22 protein-coding genes are annotated in these 19712 nt (G+C 40.4%); 1 reads left to right on the top strand and 21 read right to left on the bottom strand.

The features are described 5' to 3' along the window. Window positions 1-14: 14 nt before the first annotated feature. The 21 genes from atpA to fsa form a co-directional block, all read right to left on the bottom strand. Window positions 15-1529, bottom strand: a complete 1515-nt coding sequence (gene atpA / locus BMW30_RS07655; protein WP_091475455.1) for a F0F1 ATP synthase subunit alpha — start codon at window positions 1527-1529, stop codon at window positions 15-17. An 18-nt stretch (window positions 1530-1547) separates the two neighbouring features. Further along, window positions 1548-2090: an ATP synthase F1 subunit delta gene (atpH, locus tag BMW30_RS07650; RefSeq protein ID WP_091475454.1), complete on the bottom strand. Its 543-nt coding sequence runs from the start codon at window positions 2088-2090 to the stop codon at window positions 1548-1550. Next, a complete protein-coding gene (locus BMW30_RS07645; protein WP_091475452.1) occupies window positions 2090-2605 on the bottom strand; it encodes a F0F1 ATP synthase subunit B in 516 nt (171 codons plus the stop codon). The genes atpH and BMW30_RS07645 overlap by 1 nt, the downstream gene beginning before the upstream one ends. Window positions 2606-2703: 98 nt before the next feature. After that, window positions 2704-2919 (bottom strand): F0F1 ATP synthase subunit C, encoded by a 216-nt coding sequence (gene atpE, locus BMW30_RS07640; RefSeq protein WP_091475450.1) that lies wholly within the window; start codon window positions 2917-2919, stop codon window positions 2704-2706. A gap of 47 nt (window positions 2920-2966) precedes the next feature. Beyond that, a complete protein-coding gene (gene atpB, locus BMW30_RS07635; RefSeq protein WP_091475449.1) occupies window positions 2967-3701 on the bottom strand; it encodes a F0F1 ATP synthase subunit A in 735 nt (244 codons plus the stop codon). Window positions 3702-3714: 13 nt separating this feature from the next. Next, complete coding sequence (locus tag BMW30_RS07630; RefSeq protein WP_180366261.1) at window positions 3715-4068, bottom strand: ATP synthase subunit I; 354 nt, start codon at window positions 4066-4068, stop codon at window positions 3715-3717. A gap of 148 nt (window positions 4069-4216) precedes the next feature. Continuing rightward, complete coding sequence (wecB, locus tag BMW30_RS07625) at window positions 4217-5353, bottom strand: non-hydrolyzing UDP-N-acetylglucosamine 2-epimerase (RefSeq protein ID WP_091475446.1); 1137 nt, start codon at window positions 5351-5353, stop codon at window positions 4217-4219. Window positions 5354-5365: 12 nt separating this feature from the next. Further along, window positions 5366-5995 (bottom strand): uracil phosphoribosyltransferase, encoded by a 630-nt coding sequence (upp, locus tag BMW30_RS07620; RefSeq protein WP_091475444.1) that lies wholly within the window; start codon window positions 5993-5995, stop codon window positions 5366-5368. A gap of 32 nt (window positions 5996-6027) precedes the next feature. Then, on the bottom strand, window positions 6028-7266 hold the full coding sequence (gene glyA / locus BMW30_RS07615; RefSeq protein WP_091475442.1) for a serine hydroxymethyltransferase: 1239 nt from the start codon (window positions 7264-7266) through the stop codon (window positions 6028-6030). A gap of 18 nt (window positions 7267-7284) precedes the next feature. Further along, window positions 7285-7833, bottom strand: a complete 549-nt coding sequence (locus BMW30_RS07610; protein WP_091475439.1) for a TIGR01440 family protein — start codon at window positions 7831-7833, stop codon at window positions 7285-7287. After that, window positions 7802-8230 carry a ribose 5-phosphate isomerase B gene (rpiB, locus tag BMW30_RS07605; protein ID WP_091475437.1) on the bottom strand — a complete coding sequence of 143 codons (429 nt, stop codon included), beginning with the start codon at window positions 8228-8230 and terminating at the stop codon, window positions 7802-7804. Before rpiB ends, BMW30_RS07610 begins: the two co-directional genes overlap by 32 nt. A 14-nt stretch (window positions 8231-8244) precedes the next feature. After that, window positions 8245-8646, bottom strand: coding sequence for an arsenate reductase/protein-tyrosine-phosphatase family protein (locus tag BMW30_RS07600; RefSeq protein ID WP_091475435.1), 402 nt, complete (start codon window positions 8644-8646; stop codon window positions 8245-8247). Window positions 8647-8655: 9 nt separating this feature from the next. After that, window positions 8656-9663: an L-threonylcarbamoyladenylate synthase gene (locus BMW30_RS07595; protein WP_091475536.1), complete on the bottom strand. Its 1008-nt coding sequence runs from the start codon at window positions 9661-9663 to the stop codon at window positions 8656-8658. Between the two features lie 2 nt (window positions 9664-9665). After that, window positions 9666-10523, bottom strand: a complete 858-nt coding sequence (gene prmC, locus BMW30_RS07590; protein WP_091475434.1) for a peptide chain release factor N(5)-glutamine methyltransferase — start codon at window positions 10521-10523, stop codon at window positions 9666-9668. Further along, window positions 10510-11589, bottom strand: a complete 1080-nt coding sequence (prfA, locus tag BMW30_RS07585) for a peptide chain release factor 1 (RefSeq protein WP_091475432.1) — start codon at window positions 11587-11589, stop codon at window positions 10510-10512. Before prfA ends, prmC begins: the two co-directional genes overlap by 14 nt. A 124-nt stretch (window positions 11590-11713) precedes the next feature. Continuing rightward, complete coding sequence (rpmE, locus tag BMW30_RS07580; RefSeq protein WP_091475430.1) at window positions 11714-11926, bottom strand: 50S ribosomal protein L31; 213 nt, start codon at window positions 11924-11926, stop codon at window positions 11714-11716. A 128-nt stretch (window positions 11927-12054) separates the two neighbouring features. Continuing rightward, a complete protein-coding gene (locus BMW30_RS07575) occupies window positions 12055-12870 on the bottom strand; it encodes a gluzincin family metallopeptidase (protein WP_091475429.1) in 816 nt (271 codons plus the stop codon). A 1031-nt stretch (window positions 12871-13901) separates the two neighbouring features. Further along, complete coding sequence (rho, locus tag BMW30_RS07565; protein ID WP_091475426.1) at window positions 13902-15203, bottom strand: transcription termination factor Rho; 1302 nt, start codon at window positions 15201-15203, stop codon at window positions 13902-13904. 190 nt (window positions 15204-15393) lie between these two features. Beyond that, window positions 15394-16359 (bottom strand): class II fructose-bisphosphatase, encoded by a 966-nt coding sequence (gene glpX / locus BMW30_RS07560; protein WP_091475424.1) that lies wholly within the window; start codon window positions 16357-16359, stop codon window positions 15394-15396. 78 nt (window positions 16360-16437) lie between these two features. Further along, complete coding sequence (locus BMW30_RS07555) at window positions 16438-17703, bottom strand: UDP-N-acetylglucosamine 1-carboxyvinyltransferase (protein WP_091475422.1); 1266 nt, start codon at window positions 17701-17703, stop codon at window positions 16438-16440. Window positions 17704-17728: 25 nt separating this feature from the next. Next, entirely contained in the window at window positions 17729-18376 is a 648-nt protein-coding gene (gene fsa / locus BMW30_RS07550) for a fructose-6-phosphate aldolase (RefSeq protein ID WP_091475420.1), read from the bottom strand. A gap of 191 nt (window positions 18377-18567) precedes the next feature. On the opposite strand from fsa, the gene BMW30_RS07545 reads away from it, so the two are divergent. Next, the gene (locus tag BMW30_RS07545) at window positions 18568-19218 is read left to right on the top strand and encodes a DUF2529 family protein (protein ID WP_091475418.1); all 651 of its coding nucleotides are present in this window, start codon (window positions 18568-18570) and stop codon (window positions 19216-19218) included. Window positions 19219-19712: the final 494 nt, after the last annotated feature.

Raw genomic sequence — 19712 nt, 5'->3', positions numbered from 1 at the left:
CTAATTAATTTGTATTAACCTTCTTCTGATGGGTTAAATACTTTTTTGAATCCTGCCATCGCTGCTTCATATGCATCGTTGTCCGGCAATGCTTTCGTATCTCTGATTCCATTTAGGAGTTCTGGTTGATTTGCATCTAACCATGCGTAGAACTCACTTTCAAAACGTGTAATATCTTGAACTGGAACATCATCTAAGTGTCCGTTAACGAGTGCGTAAAGAATCGCAACTTGCTTTTCAACAGGCACTGGACTGAATTCTGGCTGCTTAAGCACTTCAACTGTACGTTGACCACGTGCAAGCTTTGCTGCAGTCGCTTCATCTAAGTCAGAACCGAACTGAGCGAATGACTCAAGTTCACGGAATGCCGCTAGGTCTAAACGAAGCGTACCCGCTACTTTCTTCATCGCTTTTATTTGTGCTGAACCACCAACACGCGATACAGATAAACCTGCGTTGATCGCTGGACGTACACCCGAGAAGAATAAGTCAGATTGTAAGAAAATCTGTCCATCTGTAATCGAGATTACGTTCGTTGGTACGAATGCTGAGATATCCCCAGCTTGTGTTTCAATAAATGGCAATGCAGTAATTGAACCGCCACCTAAATCATCATTTAATTTTGCAGCACGCTCTAATAGACGGCTGTGTAAGTAGAATACGTCACCTGGGTAAGCTTCACGTCCTGGAGGACGACGTAATAGTAATGATAACTCACGGTAAGCTGCTGCTTGTTTCGTTAAGTCATCGTATACAACGAGTACGTGTTTACCATTGAACATGAATTCTTCTGCCATTGATACACCCGCGTAAGGCGCGATGTATAGTAATGGTGCAGGCATTGATGCAGATGCAGAAACGACGATTGTGTAATCTAATGCACCACGTTGACGTAATGTTTCTACTGTCGAACGCACTGTCGATTCTTTCTGACCGATCGCAACGTAAACACAGATCATATCTTGATCTTTTTGGTTTAAGATTGTATCGATTGCAACTGTTGTTTTACCTGTTTGACGGTCACCGATGATTAATTCACGCTGACCACGTCCGATTGGTACAAGCGAGTCAATCGCTTTGATACCAGTTTGTAATGGCTCATCAACTGATTTACGATCCATAACACCAGTAGCTGGTGATTCAATTGGACGCGTTTTTGTTGCGTTGATTGGACCTTTACCGTCGATTGGTTGACCTAATGGGTTAACGACACGACCGATTAATTCTTCACCGACTGGTACTTCCATAATACGACCAGTACGTTTTACTTCATCGCCTTCTTTAATGTCATCAAACGGACCTAAGATTACGATACCTACATTGTTCTCTTCTAAATTTTGAGCAAGCCCTAAAACACCTGATGGGAACTCAAGTAATTCTCCAGCCATTGCATCTTCTAAACCATGAGCAAGTGCGATACCGTCACCGACTTCGATAACAGTACCAACGTCAGTCACCTTCATGTCTGCTTCATAGTTTGCAATCTGGCTTTTTAAAAGAGCACTTATTTCATCAGCTTTAATTGCCATTAAATGTCACTCCTTAAACTAGCTATTAGTACGAACTTTAAATCGTTGTTTTAAATCATTTAACTGTGTTTGGATTGAAGTATCGTATACTTTCGTACCGATAAACGCTTTAAATCCACCTATTAAATCTTCATTGACTTTGTTGTCTATAATCAAACGCTCTAAACCTGTTTCATCTAAAAATCTTTGACCGATTTGATTTAATTCTTCTTCGCTGAGTTCATATGCTGACTCAATCGTCACTTCATCTTGCTTATGCATCTTATTATATTCAGCAACATAAGCATGGTGAATTCCTGGAAGTTGGTTGAATTTTCCACGGTCAGATAGCAATAACATTGTATTTAATAGTTCCGGTTGCACATCGCCAAATACATTTTTAATAATTGTATGTCTATCGCTCTGCTTAAGCCTAGGGTTAGACATCAGATCATAAAATGATTCATTGTCGCTCAGTGACTTAACAATCGTATCCAGTTGTTTCTTAACTTTCTTGATTGTTTTTTCATCATCGAGGACACTGATTAGCGACTGAGAGTAATTCTGAACACTACTTGCCATTATTTACTCCCCGCTTCCTTTAAGTACTCTTCAATCAATGCTTTTTGATCATCCGCGTTGATTTCTTTTCTAATCATCTTCTCAGCGATTAGTACAGAAATCTCTGAAACTTGAGCGTTGATTTCTTGAATTGCATTTTGTTTTTCTCTATCAATATCTGATTTCGCATCTTGAATAAGTTGATTCGCTCTTTGATTTGCATCACTGATAATTGATTCTTGTTCTTTCTTCGCTTGAAGTTTAGCGTTCTCCATCATACTAGAGATATCTGCTTGTGTTTCTTTAAGAATTCTATCGTTTTCTTCTTTAAGGCGTTTCGCTTCTTTACTGCGCGCTTCAGCGTCATCAATTTCTGAGTTGATTAGTTGTTCACGCTCGTCCATCACCTTTTTGATTGGTCCCCATGCAAATTTACCTAATAAGGCTAATAGCACTAAGAAACCAGCAAGCTGAACTAATGAACTACCAACTGCAACGACCATTGAATCCGCAGCACCAAGTATAAACAGTTCCACTTATGTACTCTCTCCTTTCGCGGGTTTTCACTCATTGACGTATTAAACATAATAAACTGGCGAGTTCCCTCAAGAGCTCGCCATCATTAAAGAGTTAGTTAAAACATGAACATTAACATGAATGAAATAACGATCGCTATAATCGGAACGGCCTCAACAACCCCGATACCAATGAACATGATTGACATTAGTGGACCACGAGCTTCTGGCTGACGAGAAACACCTTCAACTGTTCTAGAAACGATTAAACCGATACCGATACTTGCACCTAATGCAGCTAAACCAGCTGCGATACCAACTGCTAGTAAATTCATAGTAAAAATATCCTCCTAAGATAAATTAAGTAATTTTTTATTTTATATTAATGGTCTGCACTAATCTTGTGAGAAATGTAAACCATTGTTAACATAACGAAAATGAATGCCTGTATACCACTGATAAAGACCTTGAATGCTTGCCATACGACCATAGGGATGAAACCAAGTGTAGCGATAATACTACCTGACATAACAAGCGTGACGAGCAACGTAAGTAAAATCTCACCCGCATACACGTTACCGTATAAACGTAGACCAAGCGTGAGGTTATAAGTAAACTCCTCTAAGAATTTCAATGGTGCCATCCACCAGGTTGGCTCAAAGTAACTCTTGACGTAGTCACCCATACCGCGTTCTTGTACACCATAGTAATGCGTCATGATGATCATGAGTGCTGCCAGGGTTAAAGTTATCGTTGGGTCAGCTGTTGGTGATTTCCACCAAAGCGTACTTGCCTCGTCTGGTGCTGCGAACATGAACGGTATACCGATGAAGTTTGCAACGAATATGTATGTAATTAACGTTAAAGCAAGAAAGTGGAATTTACCTCCCTGTGCCCATGACATATTCCCTGTGATCATACCTCTGACGAAGTTGACGAGTATCTCCAACGCGATTTGGACTCTTCCTGTCGGTCTTACAGCAATATTTCTTGCCATAAGTGCAAAGATTAAGAAAGTCACTAAAGACGAAATAACAACCATCAATACTGTGGACAATTCAAAAATTATTGGTAGTCCAAACAATTCCAATTCAAAGAGCGGACTTCCGTGTTCCATTTTTTCACCTCTTTCACTTACGCATTTCTTTAATAGCTCTATACATCATGAGAATGTATGTAAAACTCAGTCCTACTATCATCCCAAATATGTTGATGTATGCCATGAAACGATACCAAACTAAACATGCGACGATCACGATGATAACGCGTGTGATCGTTCCCGTTTTTACACGATTTTCATCTTCCTGTTTTGCCTTTTCTAAGTGATAAAACCAGTTTCCGAGCAAGATTATAGACACAGTTGTTCCTAGAATAAAGCCATTGAGAACCGGTGATTCGAAAAAGAAAAGGAGGATTATACCGACAAAAAGAGGAATGAGTAATATCTTTAGAAAATGTTGATAAAAACGCTTTAAGAATGGCAATTCATCTATGGTCTCCCATCAAAATTTAATGAGTGTGATGCACCTTTACACTCCTCTTGTAATGATATAGGAGTCCATTTTTCATGTCAATAAAATGGAGGCAATAAATTAAATTTACTGGCATCCTCCACAATTTTGACATAATTAATTAGTTAATCTCAAAGCTTGCTGGTAATTCCTCGATTAATCCGTAATAATATTTAATATTTTCACAAATTCTCTTCGATGCTAAGCCGTCACCATAAGGATTCGAAGCTTTTGACATCGTGTTATACATTTCATCATCCGTCAGCAATTCTTTTGTTAGGTTATAGATGTTTTCTTTTTCAACACCTGCGAGCTTTAATGTGCCCGCTTCAACACCTTCTGGACGCTCCGTCGTATCTCTGAGTACAACAACTGGTTTCCCAAGCGATGGTGCTTCCTCTTGGACACCACCAGAGTCAGAAAGAATAATATGACTGCGCGCTGCAAAGTTATGGAAATCAAACACATCTAACGGTTCAATCAATTCAATACGTGGATGATCACTCAAATGCTTGCCTGCAATCTCACGTACTTTCGGGTTTTTGTGCATCGGATAAACAACCGTCACATCTTCAAATTCATCGACAATATCTCGCACTGCACTGAAAATATTTTCCATCGGCTGGCCAATGTTTTCACGACGATGTGCTGTAAGTAAGATCACTTTGTTGTCTTTATGTCTCTCAATGATTTCACTGTGATACGTTTCATCCACCGTTGTGTTGAGCGCATCAATCGCAGTGTTACCAGTGACAACGATTTTATCTGCCGGCTTATTTTCTATCAGCAAGTTTTGACGAGACGTTTCAGTCGGCGAAAAATGTAAGTCAGCGAGTACACCTGTCATCTGACGGTTCATCTCTTCTGGATAAGGTGAATACTTGTTATTTGTTCTTAATCCAGCTTCGACATGACCGATATCCACTTCGTTGTAAAATGCTGCAACAGACGCTGCGAACGTTGTTGACGTATCACCATGAACCAAGATCATATCGGGTTTTGCTTCTTTAATCACACCATCAAGACCCATCACGACTCGCGCTGTCACTTCAGCGAGCGTTTGACCTTGTTTCATAATATTTAAATCGTAGTCAGGAGTCACTTTAAAAATTTCGAGTACCTGATCAAGCATCTCACGGTGCTGTGCTGTAACGACTACGATGGGCTCTAATTCAGGGTCTTGTTCTAAAGCTAAGACAAGCGGCGCCATTTTAATTGCTTCTGGGCGCGTGCCGAAAATCGTCATTATTTTTTTCACAACTATTTCCTCCTACTTTGTACCAAATAATCTATCGCCTGCATCACCTAAACCAGGCACGATGTAACTCTTATCATTTAATTTTTCATCAAGTGCTGCAATATAAATATTTACATCCGGATGCGCTTCTTTTAATACTTCGACACCTTCTGGTGCTGCAATTAAACAAAGGAAACTAATCTTTTTAGCTCCACGCTTTTTGATCGCTTTGATTGCTTCTACTGCTGAAGCACCCGTTGCTAACATCGGGTCAATGACGAAGATATCTCGCTCTTCGATATCACCAGGGAACTTCGCATAATATTCAATCGCTTCAAGCGTTACTGGATCTCTGTATAGTCCAACATGCCCAACACGTGCAGATGGGATCAAACGTAGCATACCTTCTTGCATCCCTAGTCCCGCACGTAATATAGGTACAATAGCAATCTTTTTACCACTTAGGCGTTTTGCTGTCATCTTCGTAATCGGCGTTTCGACTTCGACGTCTTCAAGTTCTAATTCGCGCGTCACTTCATAGGCCATTAGCGCACCGACTTCATCCACGAGTTCACGGAACACTTTTGTTGATGTTTCTTTATCTCTGATGTAACTCATTTTATGCTGGATCAAAGGGTGATCCATCACGTGTACTTTTGGCATATTATCTCTCCCTTCGGAACAGTTCATTTGAATTAATCTTGATATAACGGATACTTTGATGTTAAAGCAAGTACTTCATCTTTAACATGTGAGAAGTCTTTTTCTTCTTTAACACTTGTCAATACTTCAGCGATTAATTCTCCAACTCTAGTCATATCTTCCGTTGTAAATCCACGCGTTGTCATTGCAGGTGTACCTAAGCGGATACCTGAAGTAACAAATGGTGACTCTTCATCAAATGGAATTGTGTTTTTGTTACAAGTAATTCCGATTTCATCCAATGCTTCTTCTGCCACTTTTCCTGTTAAACCAATGCTCTTCACATCAACAAGTACAAGGTGGTTGTCTGTACCGTCACCGACGATGCGAATCCCTTTTTCTTTTAAGCTGTTGGCTAACGCTTTTGCATTATCTAGCACGCGCTGTTGATATTCATTAAATTCTGGCGTCAATGCCTCACCAAATGCAACTGCTTTTGCAGCAATTACGTGCATTAATGGTCCACCTTGGATGCCAGGGAAGATTGTTTTATCGATTTTTTTAGCGAACTCTTCTGTCGTTAAAATTAAACCACCGCGTGGTCCCCGCAACGTTTTGTGTGTCGTTGACGTCACAAAGTGCGCATGTGGTACAGGGTTTGGATGAACACCTGCAGCAACTAAACCTGCGATATGTGCCATATCGACCATTAAGTATGCATCGACACTATCAGCAATTTCTCTAAATCGTTTGAAATCGAGCGTGCCTGCATATGCACTACCACCTGCAATGATTAATTTAGGTTTGTGCTCCTCAGCTAAACGCTGTAACTCATCATAGTTAATTTTTTCATTGTCCTTATCAACGCCATACTCAACAAAGTTGTACATCTTTCCACTGAAGTTAACAGGCGATCCATGTGTTAAGTGACCACCATGACTTAAGTTCATGCCCAGTACCGTATCGCCCGCTTTAAGAATTGTGAAGTATACGGCCATGTTTGCTTGTGAACCAGAGTGTGGCTGTACGTTTGCATGTTCTGCACCAAAAAGTTCTTTCGCACGGTCACGCGCGAGATCTTCGGCGATATCAACGAATTCACAACCGCCATAATAGCGCTTGTTTGGATAGCCTTCTGCATATTTGTTCGTTAACGTTGAACCTTGCGCTTCCATCACTGCACGTGATACGAAGTTTTCAGATGCAATCAATTCAATGTTGTTATTTTGACGTTGGAATTCCTTTTCCATAGCATCAAATAATGCGGTGTCTTGCTTTTCAATGTACGACATTGAGTTCACTCCTTAGATTTATGAATTATATTTAGCTCGGACGCCACCGATTAACTTCGGTCGTCTCGTAGCAATTGTAACATTTGCATGACCAATTGTAGTCATTTTTGTGCGCTTTGGAACGACGACAGCTTTGATATGCATACCGATTAAAGTCTGACCGATATCTATGCCTATATCTGCAGAAACCGCCTCGACAACGACTGGGTCTTCTAAGTGCTTATACGCATACTCACTTAAACTACCTCCCGCCTCGCGATGTGGGACTACTGAGACGATTTCATAGCCGAATTGTTCCGCTGTTTGTTTACTCATCGTGAGCGCACAGTTAATATGCTCGCACCCTTGAAAAATTAAATGAAAATTATACTTTTCACGCAATGCTTCAAAGTGTTTATAGATGATTTCAGCGACTTCTTTAGATGAGTCAGAACCGATGCGCTTACCCATCACTTCTGAAGTCGAACATCCGATTACCAGTTGTTTCTCCTCAAAAAAACCATCTGCTTCAAGCTCGTCTGTAATCGCAGTTAAATCATCCTTCAATTTTGTTAACTCTTCGTTCATGTCTACCACCTTCAAATTCTGTATTTAACCATACATCCACGATTTCGAGTGCTAATCCAACACCAATGACACGCTCGCCCATCGCTAGAACATTTGAGTTGTTATGTTCTCTCGTCGCTTTCGCTGAAAACGTATCATGTACGAGTGCACATCTGACTCCTGAAATTCTGTTCGCTGCAATCGACATACCGATACCCGTACCACAAATTAAAATACCACGGTCAAACTCACCATTTTTCACCTTTTCAGATAAAGGTCTCGCAAAGTCTGGATAATCAACGGAATCGCTAGAGTCTGTGCCAAAATCTTCGTAGTCAATCCCTTTATCTTCTAAATAACGTACGACCTCTCGCTTTAAGTTATACCCACCGTGATCACTTGCAATTGCGACTTTCATTAAATTCATCCTTTCTATAATCGATCAATATAGTCCTTTAGCTCTTTGAACACTTCATCATATATATGACTATTACCACCAAATGGGTCCATGACATCATTTAATGTGCCATATGTATGCTCGCTCAGCAATTTCACATTTGCGTCTGGATACATTTGCTCAATATGCGCCTTGTGACCGTTCGTCATTGTTAGCAATAAGCTATCTTCTATATCATTTGCGTTCAGCTGTTTTGGCTCTGTTGGTTGAGCTAAACTTTCACTCTCAATGATTCTGAGAGATTCACGACTGATTTCATCGCTGGTCACCATGATACCGCGCGATTCAAAATTCTTATTCGAGTGAATCGTCTTCGCGTAGCTTTCTGCAAGCGGTGAGCGACATGTATTCCCTGTGCAGACAAATATTATTTTCATATTATCCCTCTACGACTTGATGCCAGCAGCTCTAAAAATTCTGTTATTCAGTGCTGCGGTATCATCATTTTCGTTAAAACCATGTATATAAATCTCATTGACAGTTGAGTTATCCATTTCACGCAGTGCATGGTATAAGTTTTGTCCAGCTTCTTGATACGCGAACTCATCTTCACATAAAGCGATAAAATACACATCTTCACGTATGTATTGTTTCACAGTTGCAGGCGCAATAACACCGACATCCTTTGGTAATTCTATCGTTTCCCAATCTCGAATAACGCTGACCTGTTGGTGTGGCGCATAATGCTGATACTTCATGCCAGGAGAGACTGGTTTATCTGAATGTGTATCGTCGATTTGAATGGATTCGTTTAATACCGTTTCTATTTGTTTATGAGAAATCGCACCCGGTCTTAAAATGCGAAACGGAATCGATGTACAATCGAGCACCGTACTCTCAAGCCCAAACTCAGATATTTCACTTTCGATAACACCGTATATAGTATCTCCCAAATCATGTGAAACATGCGCAGCACGCGTCGGCGACGGTCGCCCACTCGTGTTCGCACTCGGTGCCGCAATCGGTACATCTGCATGTTGTAACACTGCGCGTGCAACCGGATGCTTTGGCATGCGCACGGCGACTGTGTTGAGACCGACTGTAGCATGTTCAGATAAAAAATCTGGTTTAAGCGGTAAAATAAATGAGATTGGCCCTGGCCAAAACGCATCCATTAATCGTTGTGCTTTTTTATCGATTTGAGTAACGAAGGCATCGAGTTGAGAGATATCATATATATGAATGATCAGCGGATTGTCGCCAGGTCTTCCCTTTGCTTGGAACACTTTCTGAATCGCTTCATCATTCGTTGCATCTGCTGCTAATCCGTAAACCGTTTCTGTCGGCATGCCAATTACTTCACCCGACTTGAGCGCTTGTGCAATTTGATTAAGTGACTGTAACACTTGATCAGTATTCAGTTCTGATTCATGAATATTCCAGACCTTTAGCACCGTCACATCGCCTCCCAAGTGAAGTGTATGATTCGATCATTTTGATTAATATCTTTAATAACTTCAACAGTTATATTTGGATGTAATCCGTGAATGTAATTCTTTAGCACGTCACCTTGTTTATATCCGATTTCGAAATAAACACGGCCACCCGGATTCAATACACGCTCTAATTGTTCCACCATCTGTTTGTAGAAATACAATCCTTCTTCTGGTGCAAATAGTGCGGTCTGTGGTTCAAACAGTGTATCTGCACTCATGACGTCTCGTTCATACGCAGCGATATATGGTGGATTGGACACGAGGACGTCGACTTTGATGTTGTTCTCAATCAACGGCTCGAACATATCCCCGACTAAAAAATGCACGTTTTGTTGTTTATCGGCATTCAGCATCGATGCGTTTGACTTAGCGACTTGAATGGCCGCTTCAAACTTGTCTGTCATATATACGTGATTATCCGCATGCTGCGCGAGTGTTAAACCGATTGCGCCAGTCCCTGTGCCAATATCAGCAATCGTAAGATTTTCATTCGATTCTCTCTTTAAGATGAAGTCAACCAGCTCTTCTGTTTCAAAGCGTGGAATGAGCACATTCGGATTCACTGTGAACTTCGCATCGTAGAAATGTGCAAACCCTACGACGTACTGATACGGTTCACCTGTCAATACACGCGCAATGGCTGCATCATATTTTGCTTGGTCACGTTCACTGATTGGTTCACTCAGTGCGAGTGTAAATGCCACCTGGTACACATTAAATAAATCTTGAAACACGAGTGTCGCGACCCGCGGTTCTAAGCCACTTTCTTTCAATCGTTTTTCCGCTTGAAAGATTGCAGCTTGTTTAGAAACTTGCATTGTTTAATTCCTCAAGTTTTTCTGTCTGTTCTGAAATTGTTAATGCATCGATGACTTCATCGAGTTTTCCTTCAATGATTTGATCTAATTTTTGTAGTGTCAATCCAATTCTATGATCTGTCACACGGCTCTGTGGATAGTTATACGTACGTATGCGTTCTGAACGGTCACCTGTACCGACAGCTGTCTTACGTTGGTCCGCATATTCTTTTTGTGCTTCTTGTTGTTTTAAATCATAGACTCGTGCTTTTAAGACTTTCATCGCACGTTCACGGTTTTTTATCTGTGATTTCTCATCTTGAGATGTCACGACAGTGCCCGTCGGTAAGTGTGTGATACGCACGGCAGAGTCTGTCGTATTGACGTGCTGTCCACCCGCTCCACTTGAACGGTACGTATCAATTTTTAAATCCTCATTACGGATTTCGATCTCTACATCTTCAACTTCAGGCAATACTGCAACCGTTGCTGTTGACGTATGCACGCGCCCTTGTGATTCTGTTTCAGGTACACGTTGCACACGGTGTGCGCCATTTTCAAATTTCAGTTTCGAATATGCACCTTGACCGACGATTAAAAAGCTGATTTCTTTAAATCCACCGTGTTCACTTTGCGTCGACTCAACGATTTCAGTTTTCCACCCTTGGTTTTCAGCGAATCGTGAGTACATACGGAATAAATCACCCGCGAAAATTTGCGCTTCATCTCCTCCTGCAGCGCCACGAATTTCCATAATTACGTTCTTATCATCGTTTGGATCTTTCGGAATCAACAACACTTTCAATGATTTTTCAAGCTCTGGAATTTTCTTCTCACTGTCCGAGATTTCTTCTTTGAGCATCATGATCATCTCTTTGTCATCGGTATCTCCAAGCATCTCTGTTGACTCAGCGATCGTCTCTTTGTGCTGTTTATATTCCCGATAAACATCGACCGTCTTTTGAAGGTCACTTTGCTCCTTAGAATATTCTCGTAATTTGTTTGGATCACTGACGACATCCGGATCGCTTAACAGCTCGTTTAATTGCTCGTAGCGTTCTTCAATAATCTCTAGTTTATCAAACATGTAGTTCTCCTTTTTTCTTCTAAAATATCTCTATTATTATATCACAATTCATTCTTTTTCTTCGTTTACATAAAAACAGGGCACACCCATGAAATGGATGCGCCCTGGAATATTTCGATTTGACTTAGTTGTCTGATTTAAGACCGAATTTTTTGTTGAATTTCTCAACACGTCCATCTGCAGATGCGAACTTCTGACGGCCAGTGTAGAATGGATGACATTCGTTGCAAAGCTCTACCGAGATATCTTTATCTAATACTGAACCTGTTTCAAATTCGTTACCACAAGAACAAGTCACCTTTACAGTGTTGTACGTTGGATGAATTTCTGTTTTCATAATTATACTCTCCTTTGCCCTGAACCATCTGGAACAGAGTTATTCGCGTCTTTCACGCGTCGCAATTAGTTATTATACACGCATGTTTCATTGCGGTCAAGCATGAAGTTTCCCTATAATAACAATTATTATGATTGAATTGGACAGTTCTTTGTTAACCAATATCCTCTCACACACTGCTTGTACTTAGGCACATAACAACCTAAAAGGCTTGATCCATAACATATCGCACTACCAACCCTTGTAAATGCCCCAGTGACGCCACAAACCCCACCAGCGAGAGCACTACAATTACCATGATAATCTCCTCCACCTGTTATAAACTCAGAACAGTACCAATATCTGCAACCCGGTAGATAATCTGGATTTAACTCTGCATCTTCCCCTACTTTACCTGATCCTATATTTTGTTTTGCTGCTGCAACTGCCATATCTTTAGATTTCTTAACATCACTTGACATTTCTTTCAAGCCTTTGTTACTAGAATCAGCAAGCAAAATTTCCTCAACTACATCACTAGTAAAGTTTCTAAGATAAATAATCCCTTCTGACTCAATAGATGAGTAATCAACCAAAAGTACCTCCATCACACTTTCTTTTTCATTGTATAAAAAAGTTAGTAGCGAAGTTATGGTTGTTTCTACAATAAAATCTTCTTCACTATCATTTTGAATTAAATGTTCCTCACTTACCATTTCCACTTCATATTGCACTAAATAGCCAATTTTCTCTTGATTTATATCTAGCAAATCATTTATAACGTGTGGTTTTTCGCTAATCATTTGATTCTCATGTTCATTAAAAAATTCAGTAGACTCAATTTTTTTTATAAGTAACTGTTTCTTAAATTCTTCACCATCATATGCTTGAACCAGACCGATTTGAGATACATAACTAGTAACAATAATTGCAACTATCATAAATAAACGTGTAATTTTAATCATTTTTCCCAGCCTTTCTAGTGTGTATATTTAGCAAAATTATACTAATCGTCGCAAACAGCAATGTTACCGGTATATAAACCGACGGAAGAATACCTCCATGAGACATCATCCCAATAACTATAATGACCACAACATGAACAATAACGTTAACGATATGCAAATACATATATTTCATACAATCACCATTTTAAAATTTTTATTTTTATAGCATTACGATGTTTTTAGTATAAAATCTCAATCACAACAAAAATATAAATCTACTGATTCTGAATCGAACAATTTAATTGTCAAAAGAATACAATTGTTTTTAATCCAATCATTTAAGAACAATTACTTTTCATATCGACCTAGTTGTTTTAGGAAGGTTTCCATTACATTTCTCAATACATCTTATGAATACTCCATTGTTAACAACATTAAAACTTTACATTTCACAATGAATTACCTAAATCTCGATTAACTCATAACACAAGCACGTGCACAAAACGCTCTTACTATAATATTAAAATCGAAACATCAATCACATCCAATCCTGATTCGTCATTTTACATCAACAATATTGAAAAACTAATAGTATCTATCTCCTTTCGACATAATTATTTTGATATCAAGATTCATTTTAATTTTTTTGTTGGCAACAAAGTATTATTATTTCAATTAAACCATATTTATTGTAGATGTAAACTATTTTTTAGAATTTTCTGATTTTTTGGATTTTTTTATATAAAATACCTCGTTCTCCATTCTATAAGCACTTGTAGAAAAATCATAAACACAACACAGTATTATTTTGTATCTTAGGTCCTTTTCCATGTAGATTATCGTGTTCAAAGCATGAAACTTTTAAATTTTACTCAGAAGTATAGTACATGACCTAAAAATTGAACTATTCAAAATCATAGTAAAGATTGAAAAGCGTCTTGAAAATCTTTTGACTAAGATTTTCAAGACGCTTTACTATGTTTGTACTACTTTAGAACAATCACATTTAATAATGTTTCATGCTTTTTGACTATTCACAAATCGTATCTCTATATAATCGGCTTGCCCGTTTTCTTCGATTCAACCATTCTGCCCGCCAGCACATCAAAGAATTCTTCATTTGTTTTCGTCGATTTCAACACGCGCAAGAAACGCTCTGTGAAATCTGATGAATCCGTAAACAAGTTGCGCAACTGCCATAGTACGTCGAGCTCTTTTTTATCGAGTAGTAAGTCTTCTTTTCGCGTCGATGATCTGCGAATATCAATTGCAGGATACACACGTCGTTCACTTAAGTTCCGGTCTAAGTGTAGCTCCATGTTACCCGTTCCTTTGAACTCTTCATAGATTACATCATCCATACGAGAGCCTGTATCGACTAGTGCAGTCGAAAGAATAGTCAGTGAGCCACCCGCTTCAATGTTACGCGCAGCACCAAAGAAATGCTTCGGACGGTGTAATGATGCAGGGTCAAGACCACCACTTAACGTACGACCACTCGGTGGAATGACCAAGTTATACGTTCTAGCCAGTCGCGTAATCGAATCCATTAAAATAATAACGTCTTCACCCATCTCCACCATACGTTTCGAGCGTTCAAGCGCAAGCTCCGCCACTTTTACGTGGTGTTCTGGTGGCTCATCAAACGTAGAGTGCACAACTTCAGCTTTAACAACAGAACGTTCGATATCTGTCACTTCTTCTGGACGTTCCCCAATCAACAAGATAAAAAGCTTTGCGTCTGGATGATTCGTCGTAATTGAGTTTGCAATCTCTTTTAAAATCGTCGTCTTCCCGGCTTTTGGTGGTGCGACGATTAATCCACGTTGCCCAAATCCAATCGGTGCAACTAAGTCCATGATACGTGTTGATATTTCATTCGGTTCATTTTCAAGTCGGATATGCTTATCAGGATAAAGCGGAGTTAACGCTTGGAAGTGCGGACGTTTTTTAATCTGTTCAGCGTTCTGATCATTGATAAAGTCTACTTGCAGTAAACCATAATATTTCTCATTATCTTTTGGTTTACGTACCTTCCCTGTCACCTTATCCCCTTTTTTTAATTCAAAACGTCTGATTTGTGATGCTGAGATATAAATGTCCTTCTCACCTTTAGAGAAGTTTACCGTTCTTAAAAAACCGTAACCATCTGCTTGGATATCATCTAATACACCCTCCATATAATGGTTGCCGTCTTTTTCCATCTCTTTTTCCATCACTGCTAAGACAAGCTCTTTTTTATTCAATCGGCTATAGTTTTGTAAATCTAAACCCTTTGCCATTTCCGTAAGATCTTTTGTCGTGTAATTACGATAATACTCGTCAAAAGACTTATATTTCATGTCTGCCATAAATATAAAGTCACATCGCTTTCTTTAAATTGTTATATGTAAATTAGAGTTTTTAAATATTAAGGAAGCTAAAAAAGAAAATAATAGTGGTAATCTTCAAGGAGTTAATTACAAATATGTATTTTACACAGTTGGAGAGCTACATGCAAATTGAGTAGTCCAACTTGTTTGCTGGACTACTCTTATCACCTTAGTTATCTAATACCATGTTTGGTTTTTTATCGAGTCTGTGTGTGCCATTGATAAAACGCAGCGTACCACTCTTCGCACGCATAACGATTGAAGATGTTTCTGCATGCTGACCTTTAAAGCGTACACCGCGCATCAATTCACCTTCAGTGACAGCAGTGGCTGCAAAAATTGCATCGTCTCCAGTCACTAAATCATCTAATACGAGTTTTTTATCTGGGTCGATACCCATATGTTTACAACGTTCACGTTCTTCATCACTATGTGGGAAAAGTCTTGCTTGGAAGTCGCCGCCTAAACATTTCATGGCAACGGCTGCGATGACACCTTCAGGTGCGCCGCCCGAACCGAGCATCATGTCCACGCCAGTCCAATCGAAACATGTATTAACTGCTGCTGCAACGTCCCCGTTATCAATCAGCTTAATACGAGAACCGACCTCGCGGATTTCATCGATGATTTGTTGGTTACGTTCACGTTTAAGAATTGTTACCGTTACTTCTGAAACATCTTTATTTTTAGCCTTTGCGACCGCTTCGATATTTTCGCGTACGCTGGCATCTAGATCAACGACACCATTACAGTCTGGTCCAACTGCGATTTTATGCATGTACATATCCGGTGCATGGAGTAAGTTTCCTTTATCTGCAACAGCTAGAACTGTCATCGCGTTCCAACCACCGTTCGCTACGATTGATGTCCCCTCAAGTGGATCGACTGCGATATCGATATCAGGACCTTCACCTGTACCGAGTTCTTCACCGATATATAACATCGGTGCCTCGTCCATCTCACCTTCACCAATCACGACCGTACCGCGCATCGGTATTGTGTCAAACACTGTGCGCATCGCAGTAGTCGCAGCATCATCTGCATCATCTTTTAGGCCTTTACCTACCCAACGTGCACTTTGTAGTGCCGCAGCTTCTGTAACACGTACAAGTTCCATCGACAAACTTCTTTCCATTAACAAGTCCCCCTTGAATGTGTAAAACTTTTCTCAATTGTAACACAAAAGAAACCACTCGCTTGAGTGGATTCTAGATTAATCCTCAATCGTTTCTCGCCAAATATCTGCGCCAACTGCTTTTAATTTCTCCACAATATCGGTATAGCCTCGGTCGATGTGATTGACGTTGTGCACAGTCGTTACACCTTCAGCCATCAATCCCGCGATAAGAAGTGATGCACCTGCGCGTAAGTCACTCGCAGCAACATCAGCACCGCGTAATGTAGAAGGATAAATAATTGCAGACCCACTGTTGTTTTCAATCTTTCCATTCATTCGCGTCAATTCATCGATATGTCTAAATCTTGCAGGATAAATTGTTTCAGTAATTTTGCTCGGCTGATCACCTAAGAATAAAAGCGGCGTAATCGGCTGTTGCAAGTCTGTCGCAAAACCTGGGTATACTTGTGTTTTAACATTAATCGGCGTCACTGACTTCGGTCTTGAAATCACGGCATAATCATCATGAATATCAACGTCTACGCCAAACTCAGTCAGCTTCGCAGTCAACGATTCAAGGTGTGTCGGAATGATGTTGCGCACTGTGAATTCCTCACCCATCGCAGCACCGGCAATCATGTATGTACCCGCTTCAATGCGGTCTGGAATAATGTTGTGGCGCGTGCCTGTAAGTTCCTTAACACCACGAATTTTTATCGTGTCAGTACCGGCACCTCTAATGTCTGCACCCATGTTGTTTAAGAGTGTTGCCACGTCAACAATTTCAGGTTCCTTCGCAACATTTTCTAAAATTGTACGTCCTTCAGCCATACATGCTGCAATCATAATATTGATTGTTGCACCAACAGATACAACATCAAAGAAAATTGTTGCACCCTTTAGATTTTCAGCTTCTAAATACATCGCACCATGTTCGTTTGTCACCTTAACACCGAGCGCTTCAAAACCTTTGATATGCTGGTCAATCGGTCTCGGCCCAAGTGGACAACCACCCGGCAATCCAATCACACAGCGCTTAAAGCGCGCTAAAAGTGCACCCATCATATAGTATGATGCGCGCAGCGATTGCACCTTTTGGTTTGGTAACGGCACGTTCTCAGCGTTTGAACTATCCACTTCTAGCGTCGTCCCATTTAACTTCGTCTCTATATTTAAATCATTGAGTAAACTCATCAATGTTTTTACATCTGAAATTTCTGGTAAACCTTCTAAAACAACTTTGCCACTCGATGCCAATATCGATGAAGGAATCAGTGCGACCGCACTATTCTTTGCACCGCTGATACTCACTTCGCCAGTGAGCTTTTTGCCACCGCGTACTTTAATCACTTCTTTTGTCATGTAAAAATCTCCTAACTCAATAAATTCAAGCGTTCGTTTTTTTCCAATCCGCTAAGAATTTGTCTATACCTTGATCCGTCAATGGATGTTTCGTTAATTCTTTTAACACTTTATATGGAATCGTCGCGATATGTGCACCACGAAGCGCAGCACCATGAACATGTAACTTGTTACGGATAGATGCTGCAATAATTTCTGTATCGATACCGTGTGAATTAAATATATATGAAATTTCTTCAATTAATTGTAAACCATCAAGTCCAATATCATCTAAACGTCCAATAAACGGTGATACATACGTCGCACCCGCGCGAGCAGCAGTCAATGCTTGAACTGTATTAAACACTAAAGTCACATTTGTTTTTATATTTTCTTCAGATAATACTTTGACAGCCTTCATACCTTCTTCAGTCATCGGAATCTTCACGATGATATGTTCATGTAACTTCGCAAGCTCACGACCTTCTTCAATCATACCCTCAGCATCCAGTGCGATAACCTCACCACTGACTGGCCCTTGAACTAAGTCCGCAATCTCAACTAAACGATCATGAAATGAAATATCTTTCTCCTTCGCAACAAGTGAAGGATTCGTTGTCACACCACTCAATACGCCCCATTCAAAAACCTCATTAATCTCATCCATGTTTGCAGTGTCAATAAAGTATTTCATTTAGCGTCTCCTAAAGTATTATTTCCTACATTATAGTTTAAGTTTACTTTATATTAAAGATTTTGACATCACTGTTACTAAATCTTAAACTTTCAGTAATGGAAAAACGCTTTTATGTGATGGAGATATGGAGGTTTATCGATTGATTGGTTGGTTGGTTGTTATTTCGGAGAAAATTAGGAGGGTTTTAATTGGATAAAATACTACAAACACAGTTCACACACATTTTGAACGGCTTACATGATCAAACAGAAGAAATTGAAATGGCAGCACGTCTACTCGCACAAGCATCATTTGGAGAAGGAAATGTTTATATTCGAGGGTTCGGCGACTTCGAGTTACTCGAAGACTTTTTAACTGAGAGTGAGACAGCGTTGCCCGGCGCATTGAAGTTCGGCGGTATTGCCCCGATCACGAGCGCTGACCGCGTGTTAGTTCTCAGCAAATACGCAGACGAGCCGTTATCTGTGTTTTTGGAGGAGCTCGAGGTCGAGAACATTGAATACGTGTTGGTGTGTAATAAGAAAGGTGGCAGAGCTGGTGGTGGAATTGCTGGTGGTGCTGGCAGTGCTGGTGCTGGTGGTAGTGGTGCTAGCGGTGCTGGTGGTAGTGGTGCTAGCGGTGCTGGTGCTGGTGGGATCGCTGGAACAGGTGGAGAAGGTTCCGCAGGTGAAAGTCCGGTGGACTTCGAGTCCGTTCATCACTTTATTGATCTGAAGTCACCACGAGAAGTCGTGCCGACACCAGATCTAGACCGAATCGTAAATCCATATATCATGTCGTTCATGTATTTGTACTATCAAATGTACGCACTGATTCAAGAAATGAACAGTGATGAGTGATTGATGAGCGGCTCAGAATTCCAAAGTGTGCGGCAACTCCGGAAATCTCGAGCTGACGCACAGATAGAGTTTCAAAGTGTGCGGCAACTCCGGAAAATCCGAGCTGACGCACAGATGGAGTTCCAAAGTGTGCGGCAACTCCGGAAAATCCGAGCTGACGCACAAATGGAGTTCCAAAGTGTGCGGCAACTCCGGAAAATCCGAGCTGACGCACAAATCATGGATAAAAGTGTTCCTCACGAGCTGTAATCATGGTGCTGAGGAACACTTTCAGGAGTTGAAGTTTTACTTCTGAGACAAAGTCGTGTGCTTGACTGTCAGTGAGAAAGTTTCATTGGAACGCAAATCAATCTGCTTGTCAGTGAGCTACTCTCATTGGAATGCAAAGCAATCTGCGTGTCAGTGAGCTACTCTCATTGGAATGCAAAGCAATCTGCGTGTCTGTGAGCTACTCTCATTGGAACGCAAACCAATCTGCGTGTCTGTGAGCTACT

Origin of the sequence: Aliicoccus persicus, assembly GCF_900110815.1 — a bacterium.
GTDB lineage: Bacteria > Bacillota > Bacilli > Staphylococcales > Salinicoccaceae > Aliicoccus > Aliicoccus persicus.
This window is presented reverse-complemented; position numbering and strand designations above follow the sequence as displayed.